Origin of the sequence: Anoxybacillus sp., assembly GCF_036834105.1 — a bacterium.
GTDB lineage: Bacteria > Bacillota > Bacilli > Bacillales > Anoxybacillaceae > Anoxybacillus.
Genome location: NZ_DAITON010000004.1, coordinates 20,579 through 40,158, shown reverse-complemented (window position 1 = coordinate 40,158; position 19,580 = coordinate 20,579). Strand labels below are relative to the sequence as shown.

General features: G+C 42.0%; 18 protein-coding genes and 1 riboswitch. Of the genes, 7 read left to right on the top strand and 11 right to left on the bottom strand.

What is annotated here, in order from left to right; genetic code table 11:
* Window positions 1–111: 111 nt before the first annotated feature.
* Both V7Z64_RS01105 and V7Z64_RS01100 read right to left on the bottom strand, forming a co-directional pair.
* Window positions 112–849, bottom strand: a complete 738-nt coding sequence (locus V7Z64_RS01105) for a yteA family sporulation protein (RefSeq protein ID WP_297987430.1) — start codon at window positions 847–849, stop codon at window positions 112–114.
* Window positions 850–929: 80 nt separating this feature from the next.
* Window positions 930–1,865 (bottom strand): 1,4-dihydroxy-2-naphthoate polyprenyltransferase, encoded by a 936-nt coding sequence (locus tag V7Z64_RS01100; RefSeq protein ID WP_297987432.1) that lies wholly within the window; start codon window positions 1,863–1,865, stop codon window positions 930–932.
* Window positions 1,866–2,022: 157 nt separating this feature from the next.
* Between V7Z64_RS01100 and V7Z64_RS01095 the strand changes: the two genes are divergently transcribed.
* The 5 genes from V7Z64_RS01095 (at window position 2,023) to V7Z64_RS01075 (ending at window position 8,237) form a co-directional block, all read left to right on the top strand.
* Window positions 2,023–3,372: an isochorismate synthase gene (locus tag V7Z64_RS01095; RefSeq protein ID WP_297987434.1), complete on the top strand. Its 1,350-nt coding sequence runs from the start codon at window positions 2,023–2,025 to the stop codon at window positions 3,370–3,372.
* A 2-nt stretch (window positions 3,373–3,374) separates the two neighbouring features.
* Window positions 3,375–5,114 (top strand): 2-succinyl-5-enolpyruvyl-6-hydroxy-3-cyclohexene-1-carboxylic-acid synthase, encoded by a 1,740-nt coding sequence (gene menD / locus V7Z64_RS01090; RefSeq protein ID WP_297987436.1) that lies wholly within the window; start codon window positions 3,375–3,377, stop codon window positions 5,112–5,114.
* Window positions 5,111–5,938 carry a 2-succinyl-6-hydroxy-2,4-cyclohexadiene-1-carboxylate synthase gene (gene menH / locus V7Z64_RS01085; protein ID WP_297987438.1) on the top strand — a complete coding sequence of 276 codons (828 nt, stop codon included), beginning with the start codon at window positions 5,111–5,113 and terminating at the stop codon, window positions 5,936–5,938. The genes menD and menH overlap by 4 nt, the downstream gene beginning before the upstream one ends.
* Window positions 5,928–6,746, top strand: coding sequence for a 1,4-dihydroxy-2-naphthoyl-CoA synthase (menB, locus tag V7Z64_RS01080; protein ID WP_003397737.1), 819 nt, complete (start codon window positions 5,928–5,930; stop codon window positions 6,744–6,746). Before menH ends, menB begins: the two co-directional genes overlap by 11 nt.
* 63 nt (window positions 6,747–6,809) lie before the next feature.
* Window positions 6,810–8,237, top strand: a complete 1,428-nt coding sequence (locus V7Z64_RS01075; protein WP_297987442.1) for an o-succinylbenzoate--CoA ligase — start codon at window positions 6,810–6,812, stop codon at window positions 8,235–8,237.
* 21 nt (window positions 8,238–8,258) lie between these two features.
* Here the strand turns inward: V7Z64_RS01075 and cydB are convergent, their stop codons facing one another.
* From cydB to V7Z64_RS01060, 3 genes are all read right to left on the bottom strand, one after another.
* On the bottom strand, window positions 8,259–9,287 hold the full coding sequence (cydB, locus tag V7Z64_RS01070; RefSeq protein ID WP_297987444.1) for a cytochrome d ubiquinol oxidase subunit II: 1,029 nt from the start codon (window positions 9,285–9,287) through the stop codon (window positions 8,259–8,261).
* Window positions 9,277–10,626: a cytochrome ubiquinol oxidase subunit I gene (locus V7Z64_RS01065; protein WP_297987446.1), complete on the bottom strand. Its 1,350-nt coding sequence runs from the start codon at window positions 10,624–10,626 to the stop codon at window positions 9,277–9,279. The genes cydB and V7Z64_RS01065 overlap by 11 nt, the downstream gene beginning before the upstream one ends.
* A gap of 177 nt (window positions 10,627–10,803) precedes the next feature.
* Complete coding sequence (locus V7Z64_RS01060; RefSeq protein WP_077429356.1) at window positions 10,804–10,959, bottom strand: DUF1540 domain-containing protein; 156 nt, start codon at window positions 10,957–10,959, stop codon at window positions 10,804–10,806.
* A gap of 175 nt (window positions 10,960–11,134) precedes the next feature.
* On the opposite strand from V7Z64_RS01060, the gene V7Z64_RS01055 reads away from it, so the two are divergent.
* Both V7Z64_RS01055 and V7Z64_RS01050 read left to right on the top strand, forming a co-directional pair.
* The gene (locus tag V7Z64_RS01055) at window positions 11,135–11,434 is read left to right on the top strand and encodes a DUF2325 domain-containing protein (RefSeq protein ID WP_091700200.1); all 300 of its coding nucleotides are present in this window, start codon (window positions 11,135–11,137) and stop codon (window positions 11,432–11,434) included.
* Window positions 11,431–11,883 carry a diverged REC-like domain-containing protein gene (locus V7Z64_RS01050; RefSeq protein WP_297987453.1) on the top strand — a complete coding sequence of 151 codons (453 nt, stop codon included), beginning with the start codon at window positions 11,431–11,433 and terminating at the stop codon, window positions 11,881–11,883. Before V7Z64_RS01055 ends, V7Z64_RS01050 begins: the two co-directional genes overlap by 4 nt.
* Before the next feature lie 23 nt (window positions 11,884–11,906).
* Here V7Z64_RS01050 and V7Z64_RS01045 read toward each other — a convergent pair whose 3' ends face one another.
* From V7Z64_RS01045 to V7Z64_RS01020, 6 genes are all read right to left on the bottom strand, one after another.
* Window positions 11,907–12,944 carry a ribonucleotide-diphosphate reductase subunit beta gene (locus V7Z64_RS01045; protein WP_297987455.1) on the bottom strand — a complete coding sequence of 346 codons (1,038 nt, stop codon included), beginning with the start codon at window positions 12,942–12,944 and terminating at the stop codon, window positions 11,907–11,909.
* Entirely contained in the window at window positions 12,898–13,389 is a 492-nt protein-coding gene (locus tag V7Z64_RS01040; RefSeq protein ID WP_297987456.1) for a flavodoxin domain-containing protein, read from the bottom strand. Before V7Z64_RS01040 ends, V7Z64_RS01045 begins: the two co-directional genes overlap by 47 nt.
* A 13-nt stretch (window positions 13,390–13,402) precedes the next feature.
* Entirely contained in the window at window positions 13,403–15,682 is a 2,280-nt protein-coding gene (locus V7Z64_RS01035) for a ribonucleoside-diphosphate reductase subunit alpha (protein ID WP_297987458.1), read from the bottom strand.
* Between the two features lie 114 nt (window positions 15,683–15,796).
* Window positions 15,797–15,995, bottom strand: a riboswitch (cobalamin riboswitch).
* Between the two features lie 94 nt (window positions 15,996–16,089).
* Window positions 16,090–17,127, bottom strand: coding sequence for a cytochrome d ubiquinol oxidase subunit II (locus V7Z64_RS01030; RefSeq protein WP_297987460.1), 1,038 nt, complete (start codon window positions 17,125–17,127; stop codon window positions 16,090–16,092).
* Window positions 17,128–17,141: 14 nt separating this feature from the next.
* Window positions 17,142–18,470, bottom strand: a complete 1,329-nt coding sequence (locus tag V7Z64_RS01025) for a cytochrome ubiquinol oxidase subunit I (RefSeq protein ID WP_297987463.1) — start codon at window positions 18,468–18,470, stop codon at window positions 17,142–17,144.
* 96 nt (window positions 18,471–18,566) lie between these two features.
* Complete coding sequence (locus tag V7Z64_RS01020; RefSeq protein WP_297987465.1) at window positions 18,567–19,538, bottom strand: metal ABC transporter substrate-binding protein; 972 nt, start codon at window positions 19,536–19,538, stop codon at window positions 18,567–18,569.
* Window positions 19,539–19,580: the final 42 nt, after the last annotated feature.

Sequence of the window (19,580 nt, the reverse complement as noted above, 5' to 3'; positions counted from 1 at the left end):
CATCCGTCAGCTACTTTCATTAAACATCGAGAAAATATAAAAGCAAGTGGAGAGAAACGAATTGTTTTTCTCCACTTGCTTCATTTTAGGGACTTATCGGACAGTCCTTTTTTAAGAAGTATAAGGATCTTTCTCATAAGCGGGAAGATCACCGAGCGGGGACATAAGCTGTTCATCATCAAGCATTTGTTCGTATTGCTCGTGGACGATATTTGGATAAATGGTAATACCTGTTCCGTAAAGGTCTGTTGCTGCAAATGTTTCAAATGGCTCTACGTATCCAATTTGTTCCCCTGCGTCGATATACATTCGATCATAATGTTCCGCATCTTCTTGCACGTCGGAAGGTGTATCGGACGTACCGAAGCGAGCAACCTTTTGCCAGCTATCTTCGGCATCAAATGTTTCTGCGTCCTCATGAACGACAAATTCGCCGAATGGGGGAGACAGCACGCTTTCTTCAATGGGACGCTGTTGTGAAACGGCTTGATCGGTGCTATGTTCTTTACAAAACGTCGTTGTTGGAATGGCTTCAAGACGCTCCAATGGAATTGGTCTTCCACATACTTCACAAATTCCATATGTCCCTTCTTCCATCGCTTGTAATGCGCGCTCGATATCGTGAAGCTCTCGTTCCGTATGCTCGTTTAATGCGAGATCTTTTTCCCGCTCATACAGCTCTGTTCCGCTATCTGCGGGATGGTTATCGTAATTCGATAACTCCCCAACGGAATCATGGGCAGACGTTTTTGTGAGCCCGAAATGGTCGTTTTGCTTTAGTCGCTGTTCGATTTGTTGTTTTTCTTGCAACAACCGTTTACGCAAAGCGGCTACATGATGCAATATCATCCCTCCTTAACGTTTCACTACGCATAGTATTTACTAAAAAGAAAAAACCATAGCACGAACGCTATAGTTTTTCTAGCTAGCTATTGTATCCAATAATGAATGAACAGACCAATGACAAGTAGAAACCCGAATTGCGTATTTGTTTGGGCTGTTGCTTTCATTGCCGGCATCATTTCAATTGGTTTTGTTTTTCCAACGAACCCTTTTGTCGCTTGCCATGCTTTTGGTATGCTGAAAAATACAAGCAACGTCCACGGCGAGATCGTTTTGTTAAAAACGAGCCATACGATCCATAAAAACGATGCAATAAACATGCTACCTAATAGCCAAATGGCGCGTTGTCTTCCAAGCAAAATAGCTAATGTTTTCCGACCGCTTTTTTTATCTCCATCTAAGTCGCGAATGTTATTGGCTAACAAGATGGCTCCGACTAAAATAGAGATAGGGACAGAGACAAGCATAGGCGTCGTTGTAATTGTGCCTGTTTGAATAAAAAATGAAATTAAAATAATGGTAAGACCCATGAAGAAGCCTGCCGCTAACTCTCCAAACGGCGTATAAGCAATCGGAACAGGTCCTCCTGTATAAAAATATCCCGCAGCCATGCAAATCGTGCCGATGAAAGCTAGCCACCAACTGCTATTGGCGCAAATATAAACGCCGAGTAGCATAGCGATCGCAAAGAAAGACCAAGCGAGCAATAAAACGGTTTTTGGCGAAATGCCATCGCGGACAATAGCCCCACCGATGCCGACAGATTCGGGTGTATCGAGCCCTCTTTTGTAATCGTAATATTCATTAAACATATTTGTTGCAGCTTGGATAAATAATGAGGCAACGAGCATGGCAATGAATAAAGGGAAGTGAATTGGTGCTTCATCTACGGCAAGCACCGTACCAATGGAAACAGGAACGAACGCCGCAGTCAGCGTATGTGGTCGCAATAGGCGCCACCAAACGCGCCAGTCTCGTTTATAGTGAACAGTTTCGGTATTTGAACGTACTGGTGTTGGCATACCCTTCTTCTCCTTTAAGTAAAATGTCGTTCACAATAAGTTTAGGGAAGAGGGGAAAATGTGTCAATGTCTTGACAACATAAATTGTTTCCTATCTCTAAAAAACAATATTATAATGGAAAAGGGATAAAAAGTTTAAGTATAGGCGTGATACAAGGTGGTTACTTTATATCAAAGCAAAGTTATTGACCAAGTGCGTGATGCGTTAAACAAAAAAAGGCATATGGCTAGTGTCGCTGTAAAAATAGAACAAATCGACCCACTCACCTTTTTTGAAGCTGGCGCAAAGTTATTCCACGGTCAGCGTTTTTACTGGTCAGATTGTTTGCGTGAACAAACGTTTGTTGGCCTTGGACATGCGTACGTCATAAAAAGCGAAGATAAGACGAGTGAGCGGTTTCGTGAAGTGGAATATGCATGGAAACAAATGGTGGAAGGCGCTTTCATTCAAGGTGAAGGACCGCTTATGTTTGGGGGATTTGCTTTTGATCCGATGAAGCGATCAGCTGAACATTGGGATAACTTCCCTTCTGCTCAGTTTGTTGTGCCTACATTTTTGTTGACGAAGAAACAAGATGAAACGTGGCTTACAGTTAACGTCGTTCATGAATCCCTTGAACAAATCGAGCATATGATCGATTCGTTATTTGCACAGCACGAGGAAGGGGAATGGGGCGGCTCGTACATTGTAAAAAAAGAGGAAGTCGCGCGCGATCATTGGCTTCATGCTGTTCATCATGCAACGCGTCTCATTCAGCATGGAGTCATTGAAAAAATTGTTTTAGCTCGTGAACTGTTTCTTTCCTTTTCTGAGCGGCTAAACTATGCTCATGTGTTGCGCTCGTTGCGCGAACAACAGCCGATGAGCTATATTTTCGCATTTGAAAACGGATCAGCTTGCTTCATCGGGGCATCACCGGAACAGCTTGTTAAAAAGAACGAAGATATATGTGAAACAGCTTGCTTGGCAGGGTCTATCCGCCGTGGGCATACGATAAAGGAAGATGAAGAACTTGGTCGATGGTTGTTAAGAGATGAAAAAAATCGTCACGAGCATGCGTTTGTAGTCGATATGATTGAACGTGCGATGAACGAAGTATGTGCGGAAGTCATCGTTCCGAGTGAGCCGGTTCTCTTAAAAATGCGACATATTCAACATTTGTACACACCTGTTCGTGCGAAAGTTCACGATGACGTTTCTATTTTTTCTCTTGTTGAACGACTACATCCGACACCAGCGCTCGGAGGATTCCCAAAAGAAAAGGCAGTGCAAACGATTCGGGAGATTGAGCCGCTCGATCGCGGATGGTATGCTGCTCCAATTGGTTGGGTTGACGCTAAAGGAAATGGAGAGTTTGCGGTGGCGATTCGATCGGCATTACTTCATGATCATGAAGCGCATTTATTTGCTGGATGTGGTATTGTTGCTCACTCTAATCCGCGTAGCGAGTATGAGGAAACGAATGTAAAGTTTAAGCCGATGTTATTAGCGTTGGAGGGGAAATGAAGATGAATGACATGACGGTATACGTTGCAGCGTTTGTTGAGCAATTAGCTCATATGGGGATACAGCAAGTTGTAGTTAGTCCAGGTTCCCGTTCTACCCCTCTTGCGATGATTATGGCAGAACATCCAGCTTTAAATATTCACGTCCATATTGACGAGCGTTCTGCTGCCTTTTTCGCATTAGGCATCGCGAAAGTTTCCGGGAAGCCAGTCGCTCTCGTTTGCACATCTGGAACGGCAGTAGCCAATTATTACCCAGCAATCGTTGAGGCATATTATGCCCGTGTTCCGCTTGTCGTTATTACAGCTGATCGGCCTCATGAACTGCGCGATGTCGGAGCGCCACAGGCGATTGATCAACTGCATATGTACGGTTCGTATGTAAAATGGTTCGTTGATATGGCTCTTCCAGAAGGGAGTGAGCAGATGATTCGCTATGCGGAAATGGTAGCTGCCCGTGCAGTATGTGTTGCATCATCTGTTCCGAAAGGCCCGGTTCACATTAATGTTCCGCTACGCGAACCGCTCGTTCCTAAAATCAACGAACCATTATTTTCGTCGTCTTCTTCCGCTCGTGCTACTTATAGAGGAAGTAAGCATCTGAGCGAAGACATGATCGATGAATTGTATGAACAACTGCGCAATGTCGAAAAAGGGGTAATTGTATGTGGGGATTTGCATGTAGAAGGGTTTTCTGAAGCGGTTGTTCAGTTAGCTGAAGCATTGCAATATCCTATTTTAGCTGATCCGCTCTCTTCCTTGCGAACAGGTGTACATGAAAAGCGGTTCATTATTGAATCGTATGATGCGATGTTAAAATGTGAATCGTTTATGAAACGGTTCGCTCCAGATGTAGTGATTCGTTTCGGAGCAATGCCTGTATCTAAATCGCTTTACGTTTGGTTACAACATCATAAACAAGCGAAGCAAATTGTCGTCGATGAAGCAGCACATTGGCGAGACCCGACATTATCACTTCATACGCTTGTTGAGGCAAATGAAGTGCAATTTTGCTATCAATTAGCTGAACGTGCTTCTACTGCGAACCGTTCGTCACAATGGGTCAATGAATGGAAAAAAATGAATGAACAAGCGAAGCGAATATTGTTGCAAGCAAAAGAAGAAGAGGATATGTTCGAAGGAAAAGTGTTTATTGAATTATGTGAACTATTGCCTGATGGGGCGACTCTTTTCGTCGGAAACAGCATGCCGATTCGCGATGCGGATACATTTTTTATGTCATCGAATAAACGAATTCGCTTATTAGCCAATCGTGGGGCGAACGGAATTGATGGGGTTGTATCGAGCGCTCTCGGGGCAAGCTATGTTGCCCAACCGCTTGTGCTAGTCATTGGAGACTTGTCGTTTTATCACGATGTAAATGGTTTACTTGCGGCTAAATTACAAAAGCTACATGCGACAATCATCGTATTAAACAATAACGGTGGAGGCATTTTCTCCTTTTTGCCACAGGCGAATGAACGAAAGCATTTTGAACGGTTATTTGGAACGCCGACGCATTTATCATTTCACCATGTTGTCGACATGTATGACGGGCATTATGAAAAGGTAGAGACGTGGGAACATTTCCGTCAAGCGTTAACAAATGCATTTTCCCGTGAGACGTTAAATGTCATTGAAGTCCCTTCGTCACGCGAATATAATGTCAAAATCCATCAAAAATTGTGGAAAGATGTTTCCCAGGAAATGTGCAACTTGTTGAATAAAGGGGAATGGGCATGAAGTTTGTCATTCATGGGCAAACGTATTATGTAGAAATGTACGGAAGCGGGCAGCCGCTCTTATTGCTGCACGGCTTTACAGGTAGCTGTCGCACGTGGCATCCGTTTGTTGAAACATGGGGCGAGCATATGCAATGCATAGCGATCGACATCGTTGGTCATGGACGGACAGATGCCCCTTCTTCTGTCGAGCGATATCATATTGAAACGGTCGCGAAACATATTGCTACATTGCTTGAGCAATTGGAAATAAAAAAAGCTCACGTCTTAGGCTATTCCATGGGTGGGAGGCTTGCGCTAACATTTGCGGTTCGTTATCCGCATCTTGTTCAAACATTAATATTAGAAAGCAGCTCCCCGGGATTAAAGACGGAAAAGGAGAGAATAAAACGGCGCGAAGAAGATGAGCGATTAGCACAGTTTATTGAACAACATGGGGTGGCGTCGTTTGTTGAGCGATGGGAAAACATCCCGTTGTTTTCTTCGCTCCAACGTCTTCCATTAGATGTACAACAACAATTGCGTGAAGAGCGTCTGCAGCATCAAGCGATCGGGTTAGCGAACAGTTTACGTGGCATGGGAACAGGAGCCCAACCTTCTTGGTGGGGCATGTTGCATCAAGTGACGATGCCAACGTTGTTGATTTGCGGGGAAAATGATGAAAAGTTTTGTCGAATCGCGTCAGAAATGGTACAATTATTACCAAACGGAACGCTCATTACCGTTCCGCATGCTGGGCATGTTGTGCATATTGAACAGCGTGAACGGTTTTGTACACTTGTTCAACAATTTGTGTTAAGAGGAGGCTTGTTGTATGGCGATTGAATGGGTAAAAGAGAGGGAATATGAAGATATTTTATATGAAACGTATAACGGCATTGCGAAAATTACAATTAATCGCCCAGAAGTACATAATGCGTTTCGCCCGAAAACGGTCATGGAGTTAATTGATGCATTTGCTTATGCTCGCGACGATTCAAATATTGGTGTCATTATTTTAACAGGAGCAGGTGGCAAAGCGTTTTGCTCTGGCGGTGATCAAAAAGTACGTGGGCATGGGGGATATGTTGGCGACGATCAAATTCCACGCTTAAACGTGTTGGACTTGCAACGTTTAATTCGCGTTATTCCAAAACCGGTTATTGCGATGGTCGCTGGTTATGCAATCGGTGGAGGTCATGTGCTACATGTCGTGTGTGACTTAACGATTGCAGCAGATAACGCGATCTTCGGACAAACAGGGCCGAAAGTTGGCAGCTTTGATGGCGGGTATGGAGCTGGTTATTTAGCACGTATTGTCGGCCATAAAAAAGCGCGTGAAATTTGGTATTTATGCCGCCAATACAACGCCCAAGAGGCGTTGGAAATGGGATTAGTCAACAAAGTTGTTCCGCTTGAGCAACTCGAAGAAGAAACGGTAAAATGGGCGGAGGAAATTTTAGAAAAAAGCCCGACAGCGATTCGTTTCTTAAAGGCGGCATTTAATGCCGATACAGATGGACTTGCAGGTATTCAACAGCTTGCAGGAGATGCAACGCTACTTTACTATACGACAGATGAAGCGAAAGAAGGACGCGATGCATTTAAAGAAAAGCGGAAACCGGACTTTAAACAATTCCCACGTTTTCCGTAAACATAAAAACAGCTTGATGGTATGCGCATCAAGCTGTTTTTTTGAAGGAGTTGTGACAATCAGATGATTCCAAATTGGTTGCTTCAACGTGCACATATCACGCCGAATCGCATAGCACTACATGATGGAACAGAAGCGGTTTCATTTGTGGAACTTCATGAACGAGCGGTAAAACGGGCGCGGCAACTCGCGTATCTCGGTGTAAAAAAGGGGGATGTTGTAGCTGTTTTAATGAAAAATAGTGTGCATATGGTCGAAATTATTCACGCCATTCAATATATTGGCGCTATTGCTTTATTGCAAAATGTTCGGTTGTCAGTCGAGGAAGTAAGGTGGCAACTTGAACATAGTGGAGCCCGTTTCGTTGTTTGCGATGAATCGTTTCCTGATGAACGAGCGGTTACATGGAATGAGTTTGTTCATATGAATGAACGAGATGGACAATGGCAAACGATGTACAATTTTGAAGATGTAGCAACGATTATGTATACATCAGGAACGACAGGGAAGCCGAAAGGTGTCATGCAGACGTATGGGAATCATTGGTGGAGTGCGATCGGTTCTGCCCTTAACCTCGGATTGCGTGAAGATGATTGCTGGCTTGCAGCAGTTCCTTTTTTTCATGTTAGCGGTTTGTCCATTTTAATGCGTAGCGTGATTTATGGAATTGGAGTGTACATCATGTCTTCGTTTGATGCGAAGCGCGCAAACGAACTCATTGCTCAACGGAACATAACGATCATGTCTGCTGTGAGTACAATGGTGCAACAAATGGTTAACGAATTGAAACAGCCGTATCCTCCGTCTTTCCGCTGCATGCTCGTTGGTGGCGGTCCAGTACCGGCGCCTTTATTGCAAAGGTGTGATCGCTTGAATATACCTGTATATCAAACGTACGGAATGACGGAGACAGCTTCACAAGTTGCTACATTATCCCCGGAGGCGCGCCATAAACATGGTTCAGCAGGAAAGCCGCTTTTTCATATGAACATTCGGATTGAAAAAGATGGGGAAATCATGCATGCAAATGAAGCGGGAGAAATTGTTGTCAAAGGCCCGAGCGTGATGAAGGGATATTGGCGAAACGAGCAGGCGACGGCCGCTGTTTTAAAAGACGGTTGGTTATATACCGGGGACATTGGATATATTGATGAAGAAGGATTTTTATATGTGCTCGATCGTCGCTCGGACTTAATTATTTCCGGTGGTGAAAACGTATATCCAGCTGAAATTGAATCCGTACTTTTGCAACATGAAGTTGTCAAAGAAGCAGGAGTGGTCGGTGTGGCGGATGAAACATGGGGACAAGTGCCATATGCGTTCGTTGTGTTAGATGATGAACACATAACAGAAGAGCAATTAAAGCAATTTTGTATGAATAAACTCGCAAAATATAAAGTGCCAAAACGGATTCAAGTTGTTGACCATTTGCCGCGCAACGCTGCGAACAAGCTGATGCGTCATGAGCTAAAAAAGTGGGTGAAACAATAAAGGAGGCATGAGAGGCCTCCTTTATTGATATCCTTTTGCTGTTTCTTTCGTAATTTTTTCTTTGAACAACTTGTAGCTCCAAAGTTGGTAACTAATGACGATAGGAACCATAACGATCGCAACACCGAGCATAATTTTTAAGTTGAGTTCGCTTCCCGCTGCTTCAAAAAGTGTTGTGCTATATTTCTCATCAATGCGCGAAGGAAGCATGCTTGGAAACATACCGATAAAACCAGTTGCCATAAGTGTGAAAATAGTTAAGCAAATGTTTGTAAACGCAAGCCCAATTCGTTTTTGCCACACAAACAACAACGTAAGCAACGCACATACGAAAGTAAGGGCAGGTACGATCCAAAGAATCGGAACTTTCGTAAAGTTATTAAATAGTGTTGTCCGATTGCTTGTCGCCACAAAGAAAAGGGACAGTACGACAGCAGAAACAACAGAAGCTGGCCGTGCAATTTCATATGCTCGTTGTGCCACATCACCAACCGTTTTAATCATAATCCATAAAGCGCCAGATACAATGAATAAGCTTGTGAACAACAATCCACCTAATAGCCCGTATGGATGTAGCAAGCCGAGGAATGTTCCTTCATATCCCGAAGGTCCGATTTTTAAACCGTAAAATAAATTAGCAAAAGCAACACCAAATAAAAGTGCCAAGGCAAAACTACTAATTGTAAATGCCCATTTCCAACTCGTTTGCCAACGTGGTGATTCGTCTTTATGCATAAATTCTAATCCTGCTGCTCGGAAGAAAAGTGCGAATAAAATAAGCATCATTGGCGTATACAAGAAGCTAAATAAGTCTGCATAAACGGCTGGAAATGCAGCGAATGTCGCCCCTCCGGCTGTAATTAACCATACTTCGTTTCCGCCCCAGAAAGGCCCGACGGCTTCTTGAAGTTGGTTTCTTTCTTGACGGCTTTTTGTTAAAAAAGGGAATAACATTCCTGTACCGAGTGTATACCCATCTAAAACGAAGTAAACTGTCCAAATAAGCCCCCACAAGCCGAACCAAATGATTGCAACCGTTTCATGAGACATGTTGAATTTCCCCACCTTTCGTAGCTGTGGATGCATAAGGTCCTTTTTTCGCATATTTCAACATTAAATACACGTCAGCAATAAGCAAAATCGTATAAAACACGACTAAGCTAACGAGCGAGAAAATGATTTGAGAGAGCGAGATTGGCGATACTGCCTCAGCTGTACGCATGAGACCATAAACAGTCCACGGTTGGCGACCGACTTCCGCCACGACCCATCCAGCATTAATCGCAACGTACGGTAACAAAACGGAATACATGACTATCTTTAAGAAGCGTTTTGATTCAATTAATTTATTTTTACGATACAAGTAAAACCCATACCAACATAAAGCGACGAAATATAGTCCGAGGGCGACCATTAATCGAAATGAGTAAAACACAATATTGACGTTCGGTCGTTCGTCTTTCGGAATTTGGTCGAATCCGACGACTTTTCCATCAAACGAATGAGTATAAAAGTAGCTACCTAGCTTGGGAATCGTTAAAAATTCAACGATATTTCGTTCGTTTTTTGGATCGGGAATTTGAATAATATGAAAAGGTAACCCCTCTTTCGTTTCCCAAACCGCTTCTAGTGCTGCCCCTTTAGCAGGCTGCATTTTTGCCGCAAATGATGCTGATTTATGACCGATAAATGGTGTTGCTGTTGTTGCGATAAGGCCTAGAATGAGCGCATACTTAAACGATTTTTCAAAAAACTCAACATGTTGTTTACGTAACAAATGCCATGCACTAACAGCCATCACAAAAAACGCTCCAACAATATAACAGCTAACGATTGTGTGTACAAACATATGCCAAGCATATGGATTCGTCACAACTTCCCAAAAGTTTTGCAGTTCGATACGACCGTTTCTTTCAATATATCCGACGGGATTTTGCATAAACCCATTTGCCGTAATAATCCAAAGTGCCGAAATGTTTGTGCCGAGCGCGACCATCCAAATCGAGAATGCACGGAGTTTCGGTGAAATTTTGTCCTTCCCGAATAGCCAAATTCCCATAAATGTAGATTCTAAAAAGAAAGCAACGAGCGCTTCAATCGCGAGCGGAGATCCAAAAATATCTCCCATATATTTCGAATACTCCGACCAGTTTGTGCCAAATTGAAATTCCATCGTAATGCCTGTGACAACTCCGAGGACGAAGTTAATCGCAAACAGTTTCCCCCAAAAGTCTGCCATTTGTCGATAAAGTGGATTTTTTGTTCGTACATGCTGTGTTTCCATCCATGCAATTAAAACAATAAGTCCAATCGTTAATGGAACGAACAAAAAATGATAAAAAACCGTAATGGCAAATTGAAAACGGCTAAGCAAAAGGACGTCGCTCATCTATCTCCCTCCAACACGTTAAATATTTTTATATGTATAAGAGTAACCGCAATAAGTGAGAAAGGAGTGAGGGAAATGTTGCAAAGCTGTGACGATAATTTAAAAAAAATGTGTCTATTTACTATGATTAACGTGAAAAAAGGGAAAACCTCCTTGCAATGGGCAAGGAGGTTATTTTCACTCGTTCGGTTGGAACGTTTTACAGTCTGTTTCTGTTGAGCTTGTCGCTGTCGAGCCAGCGTGGCTTACGACGTAAATGGCGTCTGCACTACATCGATTGCCTTGCGACCAAAACTGACAGTTTTGTACTTCACAAAGTACATCTTTTGCCATCACGATTCCCTCCTTTCGATATGCTGATGTTAGTGTTGACAAAAGATTGACAGGACATAACATGAAAAAATGAGCAAAAATAGTGAGAATTTTTATCATTAAATATTGACATAGATAATCATTCTCAATTAGAATGAAATTGTGCAATATAAAACAAAAAGTCGGAGGGAATGAGATGTCATCGTTATTAGTTGTCGGAGCTGATCATTTAGGAAACATTACTGATAAATTAAAAAGCTCAGGGTTCAAGGAAATTATTCATTTAGATGGAAGAAAAGTGAATATGGTGAAGCGACAAATTCCGGAGCACGTTGATATCGTATTCGTTATGACTGATTATATTAACCATAATTTAGCGAAAGTCATTAAACAAAAAGCGAAAGACCAGCATAAGCCGATTTATTTTGTGAAGCGTTCATGGAGCTCGATCCAAACGGTTATTCAACAAATGGGGGATGAACTAAGGGGGAGATGACATTGTGGCAATCGTTTTTAAATGACGTGCTAGCTTATCATTACAATATATCTCCATCTCATCGTTCATCGCTTACGTTGCTAAAAGGGATTGAACGGGCAACATCATCGTTTTCAATCGCTTCTTTTGACTCTCCCGTTACATATTATAAAACGATTGCGCAAATGACTGACTATTTGCTTCGTTTCGTTGCTCATGATCGGTCGTTTGTTCACATATTTGACGAGCGTGCAGCATTTATAACTGCATCTTGTACGTCTGAAACATGCGTTGTCCCATCATGTATGAATGTTTTCATTTTTGATTGCACCCCATCATTGCACGTATGTCGTCAATTTGAAGAGCGGTTCGGACAAAAGCCGAGAGTAGTGCGAATGTATAACGTCATGAAAAATCGTTTATTTCACGTCGTATTGAAAAACGAAGCATCTTTTACACACTTATTATAAAAAACCGGGCGACTACCCGGTTTTTATAATTCATCAAATCCGTTTATATCTGTTGTTTTTGTGTATGACCGTGGGCGCGCCTCGAAAAAGTCAGTTTTCCCTAAGTTTACATTTTCATCGCTAAACACGCGAATCCAAGGCATAGAGTTTTCATCCGCATCGTACCGATCTTCTAAACCAAGCATGCGCAGTCGCTTGTTTCCGAGGTATTCGATATATTTCTCCATCTCTACTACATCAATCCCATCTATATCGCGTAACACGAAGCGCGACCATTCTACTTCATAACGGATCGCTTCATCGACGTAATCATATATCCATGCAGAAAATGATCCATCTTCATCAATATGTCGATTTTCCCATAATACAGCGCGAACAAGTTGAGAAATAAAGTAGCTATGGCATAGTTCATCTTTGTTGATATAGCTAATCATTGTAGATGTTTTTAACATTTTTTCATTTCTCGCCAAGTTATAGAAAAAGGCGAAACCGGAGTAAAAATTGATCCCTTCTAACACGAGTGAAGCGACAAGCGCCTGACAAAACGTTTCAACAGTCGGTTGTTCACGAAATGCTTCATATACGCGGATGACATGCTCATTTCGTTTATAAATATGTGGGTTCGTGCGCGCCATTTCAAAGGCGCGATGTTGCTCAGACAACTTTTCGATGGAAGCAAGAACGTAAGAGTACGATTGGTTATGAACGACTTCCTGTTGTTCAATAATAGAAAAAATAGCTTTTACGCTCGGATCTGTAATGTATTCTTTCATCGCCCCAATAAAGTTCGGCTGAACGGAATCTAAAATGGAGAGCAAACCGATAATGTGTAAAAATGCATCACGTTCACGTTCGCTTAAATGACGCCATTGTTTAATATCATCAGACATGTTAATTTCAAATGGTGTCCAAAAGTTTCCAAGTAACATTTTGTATATATCATAAAAATGATTATATTTAATATCGTTCCAATTTAAAATGCCGCTTGCTTTTCCATTTATAATGCTCGTTGCTTTATTTGGATGCGACGGTTCCAACAATTTCACTTTCGTCAATAACAAAACGTTCGACCTCCTGCAATAGTTGTTGTACGAAAATAGCTGGCAAATGTTTTTGGTGACCGCGCGGCGATTGCTCGATTTTTAGTGTGCCAAGTACCGATGTAACCTTTTGTAAATGGTATGCCATCTCATCGACGGCACGGCAATAGTACGTCCACATTTGATCCCCTGTGCCAAACAGCGCCACAGGGGGCAAAGGAAGTTTTCGTTCTTTAATGAGAAAACGTAACAGTTTTCTCATCTCATCTGGAAGTTGTCCATTCCCCCACGTATATGAACCGAATAAAAGAAGGTGTGCTTCACGGATGAGCAACTCGATTGCAAATGCGTGTTGAACATCGATCGTTTTTACAGCATGTCCGTACGATCGAAAAGCTTGTTCAATCAAAAGGGCGACTTCTTTTGTGTTACCAGTTTTTGATGTATAACAAATAAGAACGTTCATTTGTTTCTCTCCTTTATGATGAGCAAACGTCACATTCTTCAATTGTTACTGCTGTGCTACGAACGTAATATGTCGATTTCAATCGTTCTTTCCATGCGGTTAAGTGCAAGTCAAGAAGATCTTTTGCTTTAATTGTGTTGTATACATATAAATTAAAGCTTAAAGACTGATCGACATGTTTTTGTCGCGCTGCATTTTGACGAATGCTCATTTTTTGATCCACTTCGTAAGCGTTATCGTAATACCAATACGTTTTGGCACATAAATCAGGTACAGTCACCGGAATTTTATAATTCTTCTTTTCTTCAAAATATAAACGGTTAAATATAGGGTCGCATGACGCTGTTCCGTTTGCTAAAACGGAAGTCGAAGCATTCGGTGCGGGTGCCATTAAATAGCCGTTTCGTACACCGTGCTTCATGACTTGTTGTTTTAAACCGTCCCAATCTAACTCATCATGCGATGTATAACCACGAAGTTCAAAGTATGCGCCTGTATGCCAATCCGAACCTTCAAAAGCAGGATACGCTCCTTTTTCTTTCGCTAATTCCATGCTTGCCTTAATTGTGAGATAAGCAATTTTCTCAAATAGTTTGTCGGCAAACTCTACACTTTCCTCGCTATCCCACTTGATTCCTTTTAATGCGAGTAAGTGATGCCATGAGAACGCTCCTAGACCAATCGCACGATATTTTTTGTTCGTTATGACCGCTTGTAACACTTCGATGCGGTTTTCGTTTAAGTCGATGACGTTATCTAACATGCGCACTTGAATAGGAATCAACCGCTCCAATACATCGTCTTGTACCGCACGTGCTAAATGGATGCTTGATAAGTTACATACGACAAAATCGCCCGGTTTTTTATGGACAATAATTTCTCCATCTTGTGTGTATTCTTTTGTTACTGTAGTAGCGGACATATTTTGCATAATTTCGGTGCACAAATTAGACGAATAAATCATTCCTGCATGTTTATTTGGGTTCATGCGATTCGCTTCATCGCGATAAAACATATACGGTGTCCCTGTCTCTAGTTGCGATTTCATAATCCGTTTCATAATTTCAATAGCAGGTACACGCTCTTTGCTTAATTTAGGATGGTTGACACATTCTTCGTATTTTTCTCGGAATGAGCCTTCGCCACGTTTTTCATCGTAAAAATCTTCAAGTCCTAATGGGTTTCCGTCTTTGTCTTTCCAACCCATCACTTGTTTCACTTCATGCGGGTCGAATAAATACCAATCACCACGTTGTTCGACTTGTTCCATGAATAAATCAGGAATGCATACGCCGTAAAATAAGTCATGACATTTTTGTCGCTCATCGCCATTGTTCAGTTTGGCATCTAAGAAAGAGAAAATATCTTTATGCCAAACGTCTAAATAGACGGCAATCGAACCTTGACGTGTCCCTAATTGGTCTACGGATACAGCGGTATTATTTAATTGTCGCATCCACGGAATGACACCAGATGATACGCCTTTAAATCCTTTAATATCAGAATTTCTTGCACGAATTTTCCCTAAATATACACCAATTCCACCGCCACCTTTAGATAGGCGGGCAACGTCTGTATTTGATTCGTAAATGCCAATGAGACTGTCATCGACTGTATCAATAAAGCAGCTTGAAAGCTGTCCATAAGACTTTCCTGCATTTGCATACGTTGGTGTCGCTACTGTCATATATTGATTAGATAATGCCCAATACGCTTCTTTTACAAGTTCCATGCGCTTTTCTTTCTTTTCGTTAGCCATGAGTGTTAGCGCAATCGTTAAGAATCGTTCTTGTGGCAATTCGTAAATCTCGCCATTGTAGCCTTTTGCTAAATAACGATCAACTAATGTTTTTAAGCCGATATATGTAAATCTTTCATCTTTTTTCGGATCGATCCATGCGCTCGCTTCTTGTAGCTCTTCTTTCGTATATCGTTCAAGTAAAAACGAATCGTAAATGCCAAAATCGCAGAGCGTTGTTTGCAATTCATAAAAGTAGCGGTATGTTTCGGATACATTGTAGCCGCGGTTTGTAGCTGCTTCATCGTATAGTTGTTGTAAATAGAGGCGAGCCGCTACAAATGTCCATTCTGGTTGTTCGACGGTAATTTCATCAAGTGCGTTTAAAATGAGTTTGTTCATCATGTCGTCGTATTTTCGTGTGTGAGCAAGTGCACGCACGGTACGCTCGATGTACCGCTCACTCGATAAGTGTGGAAAGTCTTTGAAAATATGAGACAATAGTGTGCGAATCGTTTCTTCATTTACTTCAGTTCGTTCTTTTATGTGCATCATGTAAAATCCCTTCCCCTTATAAAATAAAAAACATCCGCTTTTGTTGAGCGGATGAAACGATGGAAAAAGGCATGCTTTCACCATCGTTTCATCTTCTCAATCCCCGAAGAATATGAAACGATACAAGCAAGGCAGGTCTCCTGACTCGCGCTTCATCCTACTTTGGATTCCTTCCCATATATGCGCCACAAAAGCTGACATATACAGTGGTGTTGTTTCCATTTCGTCTGCGCACACAGTTGCGGGGACAGTTCTGGATTCGCACCAGATTCCCTATTAAGTCCGTTCGGACACCTTTGCTTGTCGGTTACAATATATAGTTATTATATTGTCCGTAAATCACAATATGTTGTATGAAAAACGTTTACGTTTAAAACTATAGCGAAAAATCTCAACATTTGCAATCATTATTTTTCATCATTTGCTAAATAACGACGATCTTTCATAAACAGCCGCCAAAAATAAATGAAACCTGGAAATAAAATTGCAAAGCCGACGATATATGTGATGAAAAGGGCGCGAAACGTATTGGGATGCGTAAATCCTGATTCGATCGTCACATCTGGATAAATCATATACGGTAAGTGGGCTTTCCCGTATGCGTAACTTGCACAAAAATATTGTAATACAATTGCTACAACCGCAAGACGCGGCATTCCGCGCACCGTTTTCTGCTTCCGTGAAGGAAGAAAAAGCGCTGCACCAGCTAGGAGAAATAGAACGACGGAAGCGGCAAGCCACGGCCAATGCGTTATCATTCCGTCGTATAACCAACGTGCTTCATGTCGCATCGTGACCATAATGAACAGCGAAGAAAGAAGGGTAAACGGTCCGATAATCAGTGCATCTCGCCGATAAATTGCATATGCTTCTGCTTCGTTAGCTTCGTTTGAGTAATCCGCAAGCAAAAGGGAAGAAAGAAAAAGTGTACTCGTAACCGCAAAGGCGATGAACGCATATTCATGCGGGCTTGTAAATAAGCGATCAAGGCGAAGACGACTGACACCATCTATTGTTTCGACGAAAGATCCGTGTGTAATCGGCAAGACACTAATTAAAAACGCAGGGATCAATAAGCCGCTCATACCAGAAATGTAAACGAGCACTTTTTCATACTTAGGAGCAACGTGCGAAAAAACGAGAAAGGCGCTACGAACGGTAAGCAAAAGTAAAATGATGCTGCCGGGTATGAGTAAAATCGTCCCGAGTATAAACGTTGCCCCTGGGAAAAAGCTGACGAGTGCCACAACGATAGCAACGATAAATACGTTTGTTACTTCCCATGTCGGGGACAAATATCTATTGGCGATTTTTGTAGCTTTCGTCTGCGGACGATGAATGTAGATCATCGACCAGAAGCCAGCTCCAAAGTCCATTGTCGCCATGACTGCGTAAATAAAAATAAATCCCCATAAAATCGAAATAGCAATTAATTCATCTGTCATCAGCTTACTCCTTTCTACATATGCACCGATAAGTGATGTTCAATCGGATGGCGGCGGAAATATGAACGTAAGACGAGAACGACCGCGATGAGCAAAAATACGTAAATGGACGTAAATAAGACAAAAAGCGTTCCTAAATTCGTCGCTTGCGTCACAGCTTCTGCCGTTGTCATCATGCGATAAATGACCCATGGTTGTCTGCCTGTGCAAGCGAAAATCCAACCAAATTCAATGCCGAGCAAGGCAAGCGGGCCAGCGGTCACAACCGTCCACATAAACCAATTTGGAAATCCTTTTTCTATTCTCATCCGATGCCAAACAAATCCGACGATCGAAAGAAGGAGAAGAAACATGCCGATGCCGACCATGGCGTTAAAGAGAGTATGGACGAACAAGGGTGGCCACCATTCTTCAGGAAAATCATTTAATCCGACAACGACAGTATCAAACCGATTGCCAGCTAAAAAGCTAAGTAGCCAAGGAATTTCAATCCCCCATTTGACTGTTTGTGTTTCGCGATCTGTAAAGCCACCAATGACGAGCGGAGCGTGCGACTGTGTTTCAAATAATCCTTCAGCAGCTGCTAGTTTCTCTGGTTGATATTCATGGAGAAGCTGAGCCGATTCATGCCCGTTAATCGCTGTAAGCAATGAAAAAATCCCCCCGACTGTTAATCCGAGCATGAGCGCCTTTTTATGAAAACGTTGAAGGCGTTCGTGTTGTTTATTTTTCAACATGTTATATGCTGCGATTGAGGCGATCGTAAACGCGCCTGTCATATAAGCAGATAAAACGACGTGTGTGGCGGTGACGACGAAGCTTGGATTAAAAAATGCTTTCCATGGATCGACATCGACAATTTGTCCGTTTTCGATGCGAAAGCCTGTCGGTGTACCTTCAAAGGCGTGCACATTCGTAATTAAAATAGCAGAAGCAGCCGCTCCGATCGCAACAAACGTCAAGCTTACGATGCGCATTGTCGGGGAAATGCGATTAGCTGCATATACATAAATGGATAAAAACAACGCTTCTATGAAAAAGGCATAAATTTCAATTTGGAAAGGAAGTGCCATCACTTTTCCTATTACTTCCATAAAACCTGGCCATAGAAGGGAGAGCTGCACTCCTGCAATCGTACCGGATGGAATAGCGACACCAAGCAAAATGGCGAGCGCTTTTGTCCAGCGATTAGCCATAAGAGCATAGTCGTTATCTTTCGTTTTTTGATACATGAGTTCCGCAAGTAAAATCATAAGTGGAATGCCGACGCCGAGCGTTGCGAAAATAATATGAAACGCCATTGTAGTTCCAAACAACGTTCTTGCTGTTAATACATGATCCATACCGAAATGTTCATCCCTTTCCATACAATGTCGTTTCATAGTTTGATGTGAAAGGGGAAAAAATATACAAAAAAATAAAGCGACCGTCATAGTCGCTTATTGCAATGCTTTTTTTAATGCTGATATGTTGTCATTCATAATTGAAAAGTAATCTTTATTATGTTTTATATCATCGTTTGTACGTGCTTCTAGGTTGTGAAGAATGAGCACGTCTGCTCCAATTTCATTTTTGACAACTTCAGCAATTTTGGAAGTGACATTTTGTTCAAAGAAAATGTAACGTATGTTGTTGTCTTTTGCTGTTTGAATGATCGAAGCGAGCTGCTTTTGCGATGGTTCATTTGTTGGTGACAATCCTGTTACGCTTATTTGCTTGATGCCATATCGTTTTTCCCAATAGCCGTATGCCGCATGAGCAACAAGAATATCATTTCTTTTCGCTTCCTTCATTAATTGCTGGAACTCACTATCGAGCTGTTCAAGCTGTTGTTTTAGCGAAGTAAAGTTTTGCTCAAAATCTTCTTTTGCTTCAGGCTTCAGTTGGATGAGTGTTCGTTTAATTGTCTCAGCCATTTGAATGGAGTAGATCGGATCGAGCCAGACGTGCGGATCTACATCGTCATGATGGTGTTCATCTTCATGAGCATGTTCATCTTCATGAGCATGTTCATCTTCATGAGCATGATTTGATGGGAGTAGTTCCATCCCTTTCGTCGCTTCGACAAACTCCACTTTCTCATTTTGTAGCGTCTGAATGATGCGATCGACAAATCCCTCCATCCCTTGCCCGATGTAGATAAAAGCGTCCGCATCAGCAATTTGTTGCATCGTTTTTGCTGTCGGTTCATATGTGTGTGCATCTACACCAGGAGGGTATACGCTTTCGACTTGAACGTGCTCGCCACCAATTTGTTGTGCAAAATGTTGAAGCGGATATACCGTTGTATAAACGATAAGCTGATCATTTTTTTCCTCACTTTTCGATTCGTTCGTCTGTTCTTGTTTTGAGCAACCAAACAATGTTAATGTACTCGCAAGTGCGATAGATAAAATGTTTTTTAACTTCATTATTCTCCTCCTTCCAAAAAAGAAAGATGTTTTCTGTTGCCA

Bases quoted from the DNA above. Each gene is read 5' to 3' on its own strand.
- menB (WP_003397737.1), top strand. From the start codon at position 5,928: ATGGCGATTGAATGGGTAAAAGAGAGGGAATATGAAGATATTTTATAT.
- V7Z64_RS01025 (WP_297987463.1), bottom strand. From the start codon at position 18,470: ATGGATCATGTATTAACAGCAAGAACGTTGTTTGGAACTACAATGGCG.
- V7Z64_RS01100 (WP_297987432.1), bottom strand. From the start codon at position 1,865: ATGCCAACACCAGTACGTTCAAATACCGAAACTGTTCACTATAAACGA.
- V7Z64_RS01075 (WP_297987442.1), top strand. From the start codon at position 6,810: ATGATTCCAAATTGGTTGCTTCAACGTGCACATATCACGCCGAATCGC.
- cydB (WP_297987444.1), bottom strand. From the start codon at position 9,287: ATGTCTCATGAAACGGTTGCAATCATTTGGTTCGGCTTGTGGGGGCTT.
- V7Z64_RS01060 (WP_077429356.1), bottom strand. From the start codon at position 10,959: ATGGCAAAAGATGTACTTTGTGAAGTACAAAACTGTCAGTTTTGGTCG.
- V7Z64_RS01065 (WP_297987446.1), bottom strand. From the start codon at position 10,626: ATGAGCGACGTCCTTTTGCTTAGCCGTTTTCAATTTGCCATTACGGTT.
- menH (WP_297987438.1), top strand. From the start codon at position 5,111: ATGAAGTTTGTCATTCATGGGCAAACGTATTATGTAGAAATGTACGGA.
- V7Z64_RS01030 (WP_297987460.1), bottom strand. From the start codon at position 17,127: ATGACAGATGAATTAATTGCTATTTCGATTTTATGGGGATTTATTTTT.
- V7Z64_RS01035 (WP_297987458.1), bottom strand. From the start codon at position 15,682: ATGATGCACATAAAAGAACGAACTGAAGTAAATGAAGAAACGATTCGC.
- V7Z64_RS01055 (WP_091700200.1), top strand. From the start codon at position 11,135: ATGTCATCGTTATTAGTTGTCGGAGCTGATCATTTAGGAAACATTACT.
- V7Z64_RS01105 (WP_297987430.1), bottom strand. From the start codon at position 849: ATGATATTGCATCATGTAGCCGCTTTGCGTAAACGGTTGTTGCAAGAA.
- menD (WP_297987436.1), top strand. From the start codon at position 3,375: ATGAATGACATGACGGTATACGTTGCAGCGTTTGTTGAGCAATTAGCT.
- V7Z64_RS01040 (WP_297987456.1), bottom strand. From the start codon at position 13,389: ATGAACGTTCTTATTTGTTATACATCAAAAACTGGTAACACAAAAGAA.
- V7Z64_RS01050 (WP_297987453.1), top strand. From the start codon at position 11,431: ATGACATTGTGGCAATCGTTTTTAAATGACGTGCTAGCTTATCATTAC.
- V7Z64_RS01020 (WP_297987465.1), bottom strand. From the start codon at position 19,538: ATGAAGTTAAAAAACATTTTATCTATCGCACTTGCGAGTACATTAACA.